General features: G+C 67.6%; 15 protein-coding genes. 8 read left to right on the forward strand and 7 right to left on the reverse strand.

What is annotated here, in order from left to right; translation table 11 throughout:
- Positions 1–303 precede the first annotated feature (303 nt).
- Entirely contained in the window at positions 304–1,035 is a 732-nt protein-coding gene (locus tag ACQPYY_RS24825; protein WP_433591184.1) for a hypothetical protein, read from the forward strand.
- A 386-nt stretch (positions 1,036–1,421) separates the two neighbouring features.
- On the opposite strand, the gene ACQPYY_RS24830 is transcribed toward ACQPYY_RS24825, so the two are convergent.
- Complete coding sequence (locus ACQPYY_RS24830) at positions 1,422–2,012, reverse strand: TetR/AcrR family transcriptional regulator (RefSeq protein WP_433591185.1); 591 nt, start codon at positions 2,010–2,012, stop codon at positions 1,422–1,424.
- 56 nt (positions 2,013–2,068) lie between these two features.
- On the opposite strand from ACQPYY_RS24830, the gene ACQPYY_RS24835 reads away from it, so the two are divergent.
- On the forward strand, positions 2,069–2,554 hold the full coding sequence (locus tag ACQPYY_RS24835; protein ID WP_433591186.1) for a nitroreductase family deazaflavin-dependent oxidoreductase: 486 nt from the start codon (positions 2,069–2,071) through the stop codon (positions 2,552–2,554).
- Here the strand turns inward: ACQPYY_RS24835 and ACQPYY_RS24840 are convergent.
- Entirely contained in the window at positions 2,547–3,341 is a 795-nt protein-coding gene (locus ACQPYY_RS24840) for a helix-turn-helix domain-containing protein (protein WP_433591187.1), read from the reverse strand. The genes ACQPYY_RS24835 and ACQPYY_RS24840 overlap by 8 nt on opposite strands.
- Positions 3,342–3,740: 399 nt before the next feature.
- On the opposite strand from ACQPYY_RS24840, the gene ACQPYY_RS24845 reads away from it, so the two are divergent.
- The 4 genes from ACQPYY_RS24845 (at position 3,741) to ACQPYY_RS24860 (ending at position 6,884) form a co-directional block, all read left to right on the forward strand.
- Positions 3,741–4,676: a cutinase family protein gene (locus tag ACQPYY_RS24845; protein ID WP_433591188.1), complete on the forward strand. Its 936-nt coding sequence runs from the start codon at positions 3,741–3,743 to the stop codon at positions 4,674–4,676.
- 198 nt (positions 4,677–4,874) lie between these two features.
- Complete coding sequence (locus tag ACQPYY_RS24850) at positions 4,875–5,180, forward strand: hypothetical protein (RefSeq protein ID WP_433591189.1); 306 nt, start codon at positions 4,875–4,877, stop codon at positions 5,178–5,180.
- Positions 5,181–5,257: 77 nt separating this feature from the next.
- Positions 5,258–5,998 carry a hypothetical protein gene (locus tag ACQPYY_RS24855; RefSeq protein ID WP_433591190.1) on the forward strand — a complete coding sequence of 247 codons (741 nt, stop codon included), beginning with the start codon at positions 5,258–5,260 and terminating at the stop codon, positions 5,996–5,998.
- A 154-nt stretch (positions 5,999–6,152) separates the two neighbouring features.
- Positions 6,153–6,884, forward strand: coding sequence for a hypothetical protein (locus ACQPYY_RS24860; RefSeq protein ID WP_379095273.1), 732 nt, complete (start codon positions 6,153–6,155; stop codon positions 6,882–6,884).
- 61 nt (positions 6,885–6,945) lie between these two features.
- On the opposite strand, the gene ACQPYY_RS24865 is transcribed toward ACQPYY_RS24860, so the two are convergent.
- The 4 genes from ACQPYY_RS24865 to ACQPYY_RS24880 all read right to left on the reverse strand — a co-directional run bounded on the left by ACQPYY_RS24865 (position 6,946) and on the right by ACQPYY_RS24880 (position 10,839).
- The gene (locus ACQPYY_RS24865; RefSeq protein ID WP_433591191.1) at positions 6,946–8,409 is read right to left on the reverse strand and encodes a glyceraldehyde-3-phosphate dehydrogenase; all 1,464 of its coding nucleotides are present in this window, start codon (positions 8,407–8,409) and stop codon (positions 6,946–6,948) included.
- A gap of 184 nt (positions 8,410–8,593) precedes the next feature.
- The gene (locus tag ACQPYY_RS24870; RefSeq protein ID WP_357278285.1) at positions 8,594–8,860 is read right to left on the reverse strand and encodes a hypothetical protein; all 267 of its coding nucleotides are present in this window, start codon (positions 8,858–8,860) and stop codon (positions 8,594–8,596) included.
- A 340-nt stretch (positions 8,861–9,200) separates the two neighbouring features.
- Positions 9,201–10,400, reverse strand: coding sequence for a lipid-transfer protein (locus ACQPYY_RS24875; RefSeq protein ID WP_433591192.1), 1,200 nt, complete (start codon positions 10,398–10,400; stop codon positions 9,201–9,203).
- A complete protein-coding gene (locus ACQPYY_RS24880) occupies positions 10,393–10,839 on the reverse strand; it encodes a Zn-ribbon domain-containing OB-fold protein (protein WP_433591193.1) in 447 nt (148 codons plus the stop codon). Before ACQPYY_RS24880 ends, ACQPYY_RS24875 begins: the two co-directional genes overlap by 8 nt.
- Before the next feature lie 106 nt (positions 10,840–10,945).
- Here ACQPYY_RS24880 and ACQPYY_RS24885 point away from each other — a divergent pair, with 106 nt between their 5' ends.
- Complete coding sequence (locus ACQPYY_RS24885; protein WP_433591194.1) at positions 10,946–11,707, forward strand: GTP-binding protein; 762 nt, start codon at positions 10,946–10,948, stop codon at positions 11,705–11,707.
- A 5-nt stretch (positions 11,708–11,712) separates the two neighbouring features.
- Here ACQPYY_RS24885 and ACQPYY_RS24890 read toward each other — a convergent pair whose 3' ends face one another.
- On the reverse strand, positions 11,713–12,462 hold the full coding sequence (locus ACQPYY_RS24890) for a maleylpyruvate isomerase family mycothiol-dependent enzyme (RefSeq protein ID WP_433591195.1): 750 nt from the start codon (positions 12,460–12,462) through the stop codon (positions 11,713–11,715).
- Between the two features lie 267 nt (positions 12,463–12,729).
- On the opposite strand from ACQPYY_RS24890, the gene ACQPYY_RS24895 reads away from it, so the two are divergent.
- The gene (locus ACQPYY_RS24895; protein WP_379095256.1) at positions 12,730–13,338 is read left to right on the forward strand and encodes a cutinase family protein; all 609 of its coding nucleotides are present in this window, start codon (positions 12,730–12,732) and stop codon (positions 13,336–13,338) included.
- Positions 13,339–13,413 lie beyond the last annotated feature (75 nt).

Below are 13,413 nucleotides of genomic sequence, written 5' to 3' on the forward strand. Positions count from 1 at the left end.
CGCCCGATTCCGGGCTGAGCGCGGCTTCGGGGCGCGCGGCCCAGGCCGAGCCGTGCGACCCGGCCGGCCGACGCGGCCGCGTACCCCGCCGCTCGCGCGCCACCGCATCGGGCACGGGTGCGGCCGGACTCGACGATCGGGCTCCGGCACCGGGCGCGGGCGAGCAGCATCCGTACCCGACCGCGACGTCGCAGCGGACCGCGTCGGACTCACAGACCACACCGTCCAGCACCGACCGCCACCACCGATGCGCGGGCCGAAAACACCTGGCCGACAAGAACGATCCACCGATACAGTGCCCGAATGACACGTTTGAATCAGATTGTCGCCGTCGAGAAAGGGATCAAGTCCCGCACCTTCTCCGAGCTCACCGAGGCCCATCACAAGCTGGCCAAAAACCCGTTGCTGAGCGGTATTTCGCGTACCTACCGCCCCAAGGACGAGGAGGGCGAGCAGCTGCCGCCCGAGTCGACGCGCGTCCAGGTGAGATCCGAGGAAGTCCTGCACTCCACGGCGGAAATCCTGACCAAACTGTTCGATGTGGTGGCCACCAAGGATTGGGCGAACTGCGCCGCCACCGCCGACGTGGTCGTCGACGGCCGCACCCTGGTCGAGAACGCGCCCATCACCTACCTGCTGTTCCTGGAGAAGCAGCTGGTGGACCTGCACACCTTCGTCCGCAAGCTGCCGGTGCTGGACGCCGCCGAGTCGTGGGAGTACGACGCCGCCGCGGACTGCTACGCGACCGAGCCGGTACAGACGGTGCGCACCAAGAAGATTCCGCGCAACCACGTGAAAGCCGAAGCGACGGACAAGCATCCGGCGCAGGTCGAGGTGTATCACGAGGACGTGGTGGTCGGCTATTGGCGGACCATCCGGTTCTCCGGCGCGCTGCCCGCCAAACGCGTCAACGAGCTCGTCGAGCGCGTCGAAAAGCTCCAGCACGCGGTGAAATTCGCGCGCGAGGAGGCCAACAACGCCGAAGTCACCCAGCGCAAGCTGGGCGAGAACATCTTCGGATATTTGTTTGGCTGAGTAGCGGGGCGGCGACTACAGTCGGCAGTGCGCAAGGAGCGCAAGCTGAAACAGAAGTTCAACTGTGACAGGCACAGCGGCCCAGTGGAGGTTCGAATCCTCCTCCCGCCACTCACGGCGGGATAGCCCAACCGGCAGAGGCACCGCGCCTTCAAACTCACACTATCGCTCCAGTTTCAGTATTCGCCGCCGAACGCCGAATCGAAGGAACGGCTTGTCAGCGTGAAGGTTGCGGGTTCAACTCCTGCCGGCCCAGCCACCAATGGGCTGTAGCTCAATCGCAGAGCGTCACGTTAACTTCAGACTCAACCCGTTCTCCACCGTGTCGGCGTGCCGCAATTGGGCGGCCACCGAGACCCCGGGGCAGGCTAGGCCCCGGGGTTTCCCTACAGCAGTGCGGGCGCGACCCACTTCGAGAGATAGTCGCGTAGCTCCGCGCCCCGGCGCGGCGGGCGGCCCGGATCGATGACGAACGACTGCACGATGCGCAGCATGTGCTCGACGAGTTCGTCCAGATCACTGTCGGAGATCCCCGCGCCCGCCCAATCGACCGAGAAGCGTTCCAGCAATGAACGCCCGAAAGATCGTGCGGTATCGGACGTTACGCCCGCCGAGAAGGCGCTGGCCCGCCCCGGACGCAACAGCAGGCCGAGGTATTTCTCCTCCGGCAGGCGTTCCAGGGTGTAGGCGATGCCCTCCACGACCGCGGTCGCCGGATCGCGAATCTCGACCAGCCGCTCGGCCAGCACGTCCAGGAAATGTTCCGTTTGCGCGATGGCGGTCGCCGTCAAAAGCGTTTCCGCACTGGGGAAATAGCGGTACACCGTCTGCCGGGTGACGCCGAGGTCGCGGGCCACCTCCGCGATGCTGAACTCGTCGCCGGAGCGGTCGATGGCGCGGCGGGCGGCGGCCACGATGCGGTCGACGGCCTCCGCGTCGTCGGCGGGCGCTGATCCGGACCATCCATGCGTACGCACGCCTTGACCATACACATGGTGCTGACTGTATGGTCGAGGGGCGTGAAAGGAATCCCATGACCACCACCCCGCCGCGGCCCCCGCAACTCGACTCCCCGGTCCTGCCCAAGATCTTCAAATACACCGGCCGCGCGCAGGTCTGGATCTACCGGCGCACCGGCGGCCGGATCGGCGGGAAATGGCGCATCGGCGCGGGCTTCCGCAAACCGGTGCCGACGCTGCTGCTCGAACACCGCGGCCGCAAGTCCGGCGCCGTCTACACGGTCCCGCTGCTGTACATCGGCGACGGCACGGACACCATCGTGGTGGCCTCGCAGGGCGGACTGCCGAAGCACCCGCAGTGGTACCGCAATCTGCGCGCGAACCCGGACACCCACATCCAGATCGGCCGCGACCGGTTCGCGGTGCGCGCCCACACCGCCGACGCCGAGCAGCGCGCCCGGCTCTGGCCGCGACTGGTGGAGGCCTACGCCGACTTCGACACCTACCAGGCGTGGACCGAGCGCGAAATCCCGGTCGTGATCCTGACCCCGATCAACTAGCCGAACCAGTGGGCAGCCCGACCGTGGCGACGATGAGTCCGGGATGCGCCACGGAATCCAGTATGCCCACCTGGATCCGGTACAGCTTCAGCTCGCCCGTGCCCCGATCACGCAACCGCATGGTCCGCACGGGCGGGGCGAACCCGACGTCACCGGTGGACCAGAACCGCCGGAACTCCGCGAACTCGCCGAGTTCGCGCATGAGATCACCGAACACGGTGGGATCCGTCAGCGAGCCGACACTCCCGCGCAGCCAGCTCACCGACTTCCGCACGTCGGCCTCCCAATCGGCCATCACCCGCCGGGCCGCCGGATCGGCGAACATCCACCGGTACAGATTCCCGTTCTCGGCCAACCCCGGAAATGCCTGCGCCCATTCGATGTTCCCGGCCAGCACATTGCCCCGGGTGTCGTAGAACGCGGCCAGCTTGGGCCGGTGCATGGCGAGCATGCGCAGCGCGTCGGCGCTGATCGATCTCCTCAACTCCGCGACCGTCGGATATCCCGAGCCGGTGAGCCCGGCCAAATCGTAGAGATAGCGGCGCTCGGTGTCCGACAACGGATTCCGCTGATTCATGCATCGGACGAGCGCGTCGACCACGGCCTGGGCGGGCTTGACTTTCCCACCCTTCTCCAACTGCGTGACATAACTGGCGCTGACCCCGGCCGAGAATGCCAGCCGCTCCCGGGAAAGTCCGCGCTGGTCGCGCAACCGCCGCAACACATCACCGAATGTGGGCAGCGTGATGCCCTGATGTTCCCCGATATTCGTTGCCCGGATACTCATATCCGCCGGTTCCCTCCTGCCCCGTAGCGAATCGACGGCTCAGCGTCCGCGACCACTGCCAGAACTTCTCCCGGACGGAATACTCCCACATAATCGGCCTGGAGTCCGACCCGCCGGGCGGCGCGTCGATTGATAGCAATGGGGAATCGGCTACCGGCCCGCGAATTAACCTCGGTGAAATCGGCGCGGCACAATGGAATTGGATTTCGCCCGCGCGCCGCCACGCCGGACAATGGGAACAGGTGTCAATTTATCCCATCCGTCCGGTTCTCGGCGTTTCCCGCGCAATCAGTCTCGAGACCGGCCCCCACCTTTGGTATGTTCTGCTCGACGTGCCGCCCCGGCACCGACCATGCGGTGGAGAAATCGTCCGAACGATTCGAACAAGGGGTGTGGACTTTGTCCATTCGAGTAACCCGAGCCTTCAGAACGGCGAGCAGCGCGCTCGCGGCGGTGGCGACCGCGGCCGGAATCCTCACGGCCACTGGCGCACCCGGCGCACAGGCCGCGCCGGCGGATTGCCCCAACCTCAATGTGATCGCCGTCCCCGGCACCTGGGAAACCTCTGTCGACGATCCGAAACAGGGCATGCTCTCCCAAGTCACGCGCGGCCTGCCCGGCTCCGTGCGCACCGACTACGTCAGCTATCCGGCCACCGCCTTCCCCTGGGACGGCGAGGTCTACGGCCGCTCCAAGCACGAGGCCGTGAGCAATGCCCGCGGGCTCATCGCCGCCATGGCCGCCCGGTGCGCGGCAACACGTTTCGCGCTGATCGGCTACAGCCAGGGCGCGGACGCGGCGGGCGACCTGGCCTCCGAGATCGGCACCGGCCTCGGTGTCGTCCCGCCCGATCGGGTGGCCGCCGTCGGACTGGTCTCCGATCCGCGCCGCTCCCCCACCGACGCCCTGATCGGCCCCCATGTGGCCGGCACCGGCGCGGGCGGCGCGCGGGCGGGCGGCTTCGGCTGGCTCAGCCCGCGGGTCCGCACCTTCTGCGCGGCGGGCGACCTGTACTGCTCGGTCCCCACCGACGACCTGGCGGGCCGCTCGGCCGGGCTGCTCACCCAGCTCACAGCCCAGGACCCGGTCCAGATTCCCAGCTATGCGATGACCTTCCAGTCCATCCTGTCCGAGGCGCTGGTCCAGGGCGGCACCGCCATCATCAACGCGCCGGGCGACAACCCGGCGGGCGAGCAGTGGATCAAACAGGTCCAGGACTTCCTGGACTCGGGCGTGCACCAGTCGTATCCGCGGTACGTCGTCGACAGCAACGGCACCACCGCCACCATCTGGCTCCGCAACTGGCTGGCCGAGACCGCGGGCGAAACGCCCTGATCCCTGGCGGTTCCGGTGGGCCGGACCAGCTACTCCGGCCCACCACCCACCGATCGTTCCAACGCGCCGTGCAGCCATTGCTGCGCGGCGCCGGTCGTCAGGGCACCGTCACTTCTGCGGTCAGGCTCCAGTAGCGCAGGGTCCGTTCGTCGGAATCGATTGCGCCGGACACGCGACACCGTCCAGCAGCGCCCGCCGATGCGTGATGCGCTCCTGGCCCGACCGCCACAGCTGCCGCGAAACCTCCTGATACAGGCCGGGATCCCCGACCGCGGTGACCAAATCCGCGAAGGCCCCGCGGCATCCCGCGCGACATCCCCGGTCGACGCGGCCCGGGTGTCGCTCGATCGGATCTGCGCGGCGGGCACTTTCGGGATTCGCGAGACCTTGGCCCGGCAACGGCTCATCGCGACCGACACCGCATGGAGTGCGGGCGGCGGCCTTCCGGTGCGAGCGCCGATCGGCGAGTTGCTGCTGCTGGCCACCGGCCGTTCGCGGCCATGAGTTCGTCGTTGGTCGTTCGTTGGTAGCCGCCCGCATTCTCGGTGTACTCGCCCCTCGAATACGAAGGAACCGCACCGATGATCGCCACCCACGCCCGTACCGCCGCCCGCGCCGCACTCGCAGCGGCCGTCGTCGGTTCCGCCAGTTTCGGATTGTTCGGCAGCCTCACCGTCGCCAACGCGGGCGGCGACTACGGGCCCGACACCTGCCAGGAAGGCTATGTGTGGCGGGAGGCCAACTCGGCCGACCACGTGTGCGTCAGCCCCGGCACCCGGGATCAGGCGCGGGCCGACAATGCCGCGGCCGCGGCCCGGAAGGCGGGCGGCGGCGCGTACGGGCCCAATACCTGTGTGAACGGGTACGTCTGGCGGGAGGCCTACACCGGTGACGTCGCCTGCGTCACCCCGGCCGTGCGGCAGCAGGCCAAGGACGACAATGCCGCGGCGGCCGCCCGCAAGGCATCGCTGAACATCTGGCTGACCACCTACACCGCGGGCAACAAATGCGACGGCGACGTGTGCACCGCGGTCTCCGATGCCGGAGCACAGTTCAAGATCAACGGTGATCACTTCAACACCGGGACGGTCACGCTGATCGTGAATCGGAACAACGGCACCCGGCTGGCCACCTACACGGTGAAGGCCGGGCCGCACAACGGCTACGCGGGCGCCTCGTTCGGCTACCAGACCACGATGTGGGATCCGAAGTCCGGCTTCCACGCGCCCTGCACGGGCGGCGACGACTCCTACATCCAGGCCTACGATCCGACCTCGCAGCGCTGGTCGGAGCGGCTGTCGTTCAAGCACGACTGCCACTGACCGGGGCCGTGCGGGATCATCTCGGTGGTCCCGCACAGCAGTGAGCACACTCCGAAAAAATCGGAAACAAGTTCATTTAAAAACAGCCCGGCCGGTACCCCACTCGAGGTACTTTCCTGCCGAGTCCGTCACCGGACCGGAAGGGTTGAAACACGTGTTCATTGGGCAAATCGGGTCGACCGCGATCCTTGCGGCCGGAGATTCGGCCGACTCCTCCGGCTTCTCCGCCGGCAGCCTCCTGATCCCAGCGGCCGGCGTGGTCCTGCTGATCGTGGGGCTCGTACTGCGCAACCGGTCGAAGACGACCCCCGTCGCAGCGGAAGAGGGCGGCCTGCCCACCGCGTCATCCGGCCTGCCCAAGCACACGGGCACCATCGTCGCCGTCGCCGGCATCCTGATCCTGGCGCTCGGCCTCGTCGCGGGCCTCACCAAGTCCGGCACCATCTCGGCCAAGGATCCCGAACTGGCCGTGGGCAACTGCGTCACCGCCACCGACTACCGCGGCGCCCAGATCGGCAAGATCAAGCCGACCGCCTGCGAGGACAACTCCGCGGTCTACGAACTGGCCGCCTCGGTGAAGAACGGCGCCACCTGCCCCGACGGCAAGTTGCGCGACGCCGGCTACTTCGTACTCACCAATGGCAACAGCTCGCTGTGCTTCGCCCCCAACGTCAAGGTGGGCAGCTGCTACAGCATGCAGCCCGACGTCAACCAGATCGCGCCCATCGACTGCGCGGCCAAGAACGGCACCGCCATCACCGTCCAGATCGGCGGCCGTTTCGACGGCACCACCGACACCAACCAGTGCGCCATCCCGGCCGGCGCGACCGTGACCCCGCAGCCCGCCCGCGTGGTGTGCTGGCAGCCGGTCACACCGGTCAGCTAGTCGACACACAGCGAAGGGCCCCGGCGGTCACACCGCCGGGGCCCTTCGTCACATCCGGGGACTAGCCCGCCGCGACCGCGACGCTCTCCGCGCCCACGCGCGGGTAGGTCGGGTACTCGATGCCCGAGATGTACTGCACGGTCCGCACGACCTGGCACGAGTAGCCGAACTCGTTGTCGTACCAGAGGTAGAGGATCGCGGTGTCGCCGTCCACGATGGTGGCGTTGGCGTCCACGATCGATGCCGCGCGCGAGCCGATGAAGTCACTCGAGACCACATCGGTGGCCGCGGTGAAATCGAGGTTGCGGCTCAACGGGCCCGACAGCGACATCTCGCGCAGGTACTCGAGCACCTCGTCCTTGGAGGTCGCGCGCTCGAGCTGCAGGTTCAGGATCGCCACCGAGACATCCGGGGTGGGAACGCGAATCGAGCTGCCGGTGATCTTGGCCTTGAAGTCCGGCATGGCCTTCTTGACCGCGGACTGCGCGCCGGTCTCGGTCAGCACCAGGTTGAACGGCGCGGAACGACCGCGACGGTCGGAGCTGTGGTAGTTGTCCAGCAAGTTCTGGTCATTGGTGAACGAGTGCACCGTCTCCACGTGGCCGCGCACGATGCCGAACTCGTCCTCCATCGCCTTCAGCGGCGGGACGATCGCGTTGGTGGTGCAGGACGCGCAGGAGTAGATGGTCTGCGACAGGTCCAGCTCACGGTGGTTGACCCCGTGCACGATGTTCGGGACGTCGCCCTTGCCGGGCGCGGTCAGCACGACCTTCGAGATGCCCGGGCGCAGGTGCTGTTCCAGGCCCGCGCGGTCACGCCACTTGCCGGTGTTGTCGATCAGGATCGCGTTGTCGATCCCGTACTCGGTGTAGTCGATCGAGGTCGGGTCGTTGCTGTAGATGAACTTGATGGCGTTGCCGTTGGCGATGATCGTGTTGTTCTCGGCATCGACCTTGATGGTGCCGTTGAACTGGCCGTGCACCGAGTCGCGGCGCAGCAGCGACGCGCGCTTGACCAGGTCGTCCTCGCCGCCCTTGCGGACCACGACGGCCCGCAGGACCAGGCCGTTGCCGGAGCCGACCTTCTCGATGAGCAGGCGCGACACCAGGCGGCCGATGCGGCCGAAGCCGTACAGCACGACATCGCGCGGGCCCTGCGCCTCGGCCTTGTTGCCGTCGGTCACCTCGGCGAGCACGTCGGCGGTGAACTCGGGGACCGACAGGCCGCGCTCGTCGGCGCGGTAGGCCATCACCAGCCGGCCCAGGTCGATCTTGCTGGGGCCCAGGTCGAGCGAGCGCAGCGCCTCCAGGAAGGGCAGCGTCTCGTCGATCGACAGTTCCTCGCCCTCGATCTGCCGCGCGAACCGGTGGGTCCGCAGGATGCTGATCACCGACTTGTTCACCAGTGACCGGCTGTGCAGCAGAATCGTCACCCCCTTGTCCCGATACAAGCTGCCGATGATCGGAATCATCGCCTCCGCCGCAGCCTCGTGAGCGTTCCAGCGGTCAAGATGGTCGGTAGTCAACACAAGTCCTCGGGGTTTCCTCGATCTGCACGTGGTGTCGACTCTATCCAGCCCCGAAGTCGCACAATCCTCGGCTACCCGCATGTGAGATCCACGTCGCCCTCACGAGGGGAACGGTCGCCGTGACGCACGACGGCGGTCGCGGGGCGAGGACCGCCCCGCGACCGCCGTCGCGACTCCGACGCTAGTGCGAGGAGATGCCCGCCGAGAGGGTGCTGAGGACACCGTCCGCGTACCCGCCGCCGAACGCGCTGCCCAGGCTCGCGCCCAGGGCGGTCAGGCCCACCGACCCGGTGCCCACCGCGTTGCCGAGCTCCGAGGCCGAACCGGACGTGACGGGCAGGTCCACCGGGGCGGCCGGGGTCAGCGGAATCCCGTCCGCCGCAGCCGTTCCGATGCCGGCCCCGAGCAGCGCCGCCGACGCGATGCCCACAAGAATCGTTCGTTTCATAAACTGTCCCTCTTATCCAGGTTGTCGGAGCGGGACGCGGTCGTCCCACTCCGCGGGCCAGAGCATATGAAATATCGCTAATTCACATGGGCGTTTTGGACCGTTTGGTATCCCAGCCACAGTCGATCCCGGACGGCGGTTGTGAATAGTCCCGATTAGCGAATAAATCGCCGGGAAGCACTGGGACGACACGATTTCCGCGAACCACAGCGTTGGCGGTATGAACACCCGACGCGGGATCTTTGCCGATGACAACCAATACGACCCCGGGCACGAAAAAGCCCGGGCCTGGGCCCGGGCTTTTCGGAGTGGACTCGAACTCAGCGCGTCACGAGGGTCCTCAGCGCGTCACGATGGTCGCCGAACCGTGGCCGAACAGGCCCTGGTTCACCGCGATGCCGGCGCGGGCGTTCTCCACCTGACGGCCGTCGGCCTGCCCGCGCAGCTGCCAGGTGAGCTCGCAGATCTGCGCGATGGCCTGGGCGGGGATGGCCTCGCCGAAGCAGGCCAGACCGCCGGAGGGGTTGACCGGGACGCGGCCGCCCAAGGTGGTTGCGCCGCTGCGCAGCAGCGCCTCCGCGCCACCGACCTCGCACAGGCCGATGTCCTCGTACCAGTCCAGCTCCAGGGCGGTGGACAGGTCGTAGACCTCCGCCATCGACAGGTCCTCGGGGCCCATACCGGCCTCCTCGTACGCGGCGTGCGCGAGGGAGGACCGGAAGGTGTGCGGCGGCGGCTCGACGGCCAGGGCCGAGTCGGTCGCGAAGTCCGGCAGGTCGAGCACGGTCTTCGGGAAGACCGGGGTGACCGTCGACAGGGCGCTGATCCGGACCGGGTCGGCGATGCCGTGCTTGCGCGCGTAGTCCATCGAGGTGAGGACCAGGGCCGCGCCGCCGTCACTGGTGGCGCAGATGTCCAGCAGCCGCAGCGGATCCGAGACGATGGCCGAGGCGGCGATCTCCTCGACCGACACCTCCTTGCGATAGCGCGCGTACGGGTTGTTCAGACCGTGGCGGGCGTTCTTCACCTTGACCGCGGCGAAGTCGTCGAGCGTGGCGCCGTGCAAGGCCATGCGGCGGCGGGCGTACAGCGCGAAGTAGATCGGGTTGGTCGCGCCGAGCAGGTGGAAGCGCAGCCAGTCCGGATCGTCGCGGCGTTCGCCGCCGACCGGCTGGAAGAAGCCCTTCGGGGTGGTGTCGGCGCCGATCACCAGCGCCACATCGGTGAGCCCGGCCAGGATCTGGGCGCGCGCGTTGGCGATGGCCTGCGCACCGGACGCGCACGCGGCGTAGCTGCTCGAGATGCGCGCGCCGGACCAGCCCAGCGCCTGGGCGAAGGTCGCGCCCGCGACGAAGCCCGGGTAGCCGTTGCGGATGGTGTCCGCGCCGGCGATGTACCCGACGTCCTCGTGCTTGATTCCGGCGTCGGCGAGCGCGGCGCGGGCGGCGACCAGTCCGTACTCGACGAAGTTGCGTCCCCACTTGCCCCACGGGTGCATGCCCGCGCCGAGGACGGCGATATCGCGATTCGTGTCAGTCATTGACCGGCCTCCACTTCCACACCGTGTGCTCCGCCTCGTCGTCCTCGTACAGGGTGCCGATGGCGAGTTCGACGGGCATGCCCACGGCCAGGTCGTCGACGGTGAACCCGCGCACGACCTGTCCGAGAATGACCATCTTCTCGACCTCGAGCTCGACGGCCGCGATCACGTACGGCTCGAACGGGTCACCCGAGACGTACGGGGCGGGCGGCTTGTACCGGGCATCCGCGTACGACCAGATCCGGCCACGGGTGGAGAAGAGGTAGTCCTCCAGCTCGGAGCCGTCTTTCGGGCCCGCGCACCGGGGGTTCCGGCAGGCGAGGGTGTTCTTCGGGAAATACGGTGTGCCGCACTCCTTGCAGCGGCTGCCGCGCAGCCGCGCCACACCGTCATCCGCAGTGAACCAGTCGGCCACGGCGGGGCGTTGTTCTTTCTGCACAAGCCCGACGGTATAGGAACACGTTCTACTTTGGGGGCGAATTCCCCACGCGCGATCCGCCCCCGGAGGTACGGTGAACCCTCGGATTGAGGAGTAACCCACCGCGATGGCCACCAAAGCTATTGACCCGCAGTCGATCCGCAACGTGACGCTCATCGGCGACCCCGCCGACACCACCCGACTGCTGCACCGCCTGCACGGCTCCGCCCACCCCGCCCCCGAGCTGCGCTGGTCCGCCGACCGAGCCGATCACACGATCCGCCTGTGCGAGGTCTCCAGCCACGCCCCCATCCCGATCCTGCAACGCGCCATCCGCGTCGCCGACAGCGTCATCGCCGTCGTGAACGCCGCCGAAACCAACGCGCCCCGCCTGGAGACGATCCTCCAGATCGCCGACGACCACCAGGTCGCGCGCCTCTGCCTCGTCACCTCCCTGGATCACGCCTCCGCCAACTTCCCCCGCTGCCTGCGCACCATCGCCGACATCCGCGGCGCCATCCCCCTGCCCCTCCAATTCCCGCTGGGCGCCGGCCCCACCTTCGAAGGCGTCATCGACCTCCTCCCCCTCTGGGCCCTGGAACCCCTGGCCGCCGAAATCTACGGCCCCCATTGGAAGTCCGCCGAACACGGCTACCGCGCCCTGATCCGCACCCTCACCGTGGACACCGAGAACTCGACTCCCACCGAGCTCACCCTCGACCACCTGCACCACCGCATCCGCTCCCTCACCCGCCTCGGCGACGTGGTCCCGATCCTGTGCAGCGCCGCCCCCCGAAGCAACGACACCGCCCCGCTTCTGGACGCCATCGTGCGCTACCTCCCCTCCCCACTCGACGTGTGCCAACCGGAGCACGCACTCGATTACTGATCGGGTCAGATCCAGACCGGTGCCACCGGAATCGTATCGGCGCCGTCGGCCACCAGATCGGCGTTTTCAGCGGGCACGCGGCCGCTGAGCCAGGCGAGCAGGTCGGCCTGCGTGCCGGTGACGCCGATCCGGTCGCGGGTCTCCGCAGCTCCCGGGTCGCGGGCGAACCCACTGTCGGTCGCCCGCAAGCGCAGCGCGGGACAGTCCGTACCGCGCCGATCGAGGGCATCGGCGATGTCGTCGAGGATCCATCGAGCCGCGGCGACAGGAATATCCGGGAACGAATACCCCGCGTCGAGATCGACATGGTGGATCTCCAACTCGCGCAGCCGCATCGGGATCAATGTCTCCGCCGTGCGCAGTTCTCCGGTGCGCGGACGGACCTGGCGCTGCCACCCCACTTCGGACAACGCGCGCACCGCGTCGGCGAACCGAACCCCGTTGTCGACGAGATCGGTCATCAGTTCGGAGACCGATCGTCCAGCACCGGCCTCGATGTCAGCAGCTCGCGCTTCCATGCTCGGGTATTGCGGGACTTCGATTCCGGTCCGGGCCCAACTCAGCAGCCGCATCAAGCTGTCGCCCGCGCGGCAGACATGGGTGATGACATGTCCGCGCGTCCACGGCGGGATCAATGTCTCAGCGTGAACCTGATCGTCGGTGAGCCGACCTACCGTCGCGATGAATCGTTCCGTCGATGCCGCGATCGGTTCGAGCCATCCGGTCCTGGTATTCGACGTGAACGCTTCTGCCAATTCCAGTCCTATTTCGAGTAATTCGCGTTACTGGCACCCAATTATGTTGCCCTCGAGCCACTTTGCACCGGTAGCCTCGCTCGGTCAAGGCGGGAGGGAATGATATATGAGGGGCCTCGCACAGCATTCCGGGTCCGCGGGTACCGGCATTACCGCCCGGACCGACCCATCCGCAGCCCGAGTCGCACCCTGGTCGGGCCACCGCACCGGCCACTCCATTTTTGCGTAAGCTGAAGTCGGATTCGCCGTGTTCGAGAAGGTATGACTATGCGTAGAGCAACGGCGCTCCTCGCCGGACTACTGATTACCATCCTCTTCCCCATCGCCCCCGCGATGATTCCCCAGGCTGGCGCGGACAGCTGTACCGGGACCTGGACCATCGGAATCGGTGGTGGTGACAGCGTCCAGTCGGCATTCGCCCCCTATACCGACCGGGTCATCATCTACAGTTCCGCCGCCCCGGCAGCGGCGCTCGACGAAGTCGACCGGCTCTTCTGGTCGCACCGTGCAGAATGCCCAGGCGACCACATTCGCTTGATTGGACACAGTCAGGGCGCGGCGATATTGCACGCGTGGATTACGGCGCACCCGAACGCCGCCAACACGAACGCCATTCTCCTGGCCGACCCCAAGCGTGCCCCCGGTCCCGGCGAAGGCGGGCTGTCCGCGACGCCCGGCAATTCGCTCGTCGGCTACCCCCTCTCCGGCGTGGACGATTGGTTCGGGAGCGTCCCGGTTCTCAGCGTCTGCAACCACGACGACCCGATCTGCGACACCTCGGCCGATTGGCAGGGTTACGCCGCGGGAGCCCACATCCGCTACGACTTCGACGTCCACGACTACGGCAACTGGGATTCCGGAGTCTGGTACCGGTAGCCGACGGGCTCCGACTGCCGTGCCGAGGAAAAGGTGGGCCCCCGTTTCGGGGCGATACCGATTAACCTCGCTGGC

The organism is Nocardia sp. CA-145437 (genome assembly GCF_050956485.1).
Lineage (GTDB): Bacteria > Actinomycetota > Actinomycetes > Mycobacteriales > Mycobacteriaceae > Nocardia.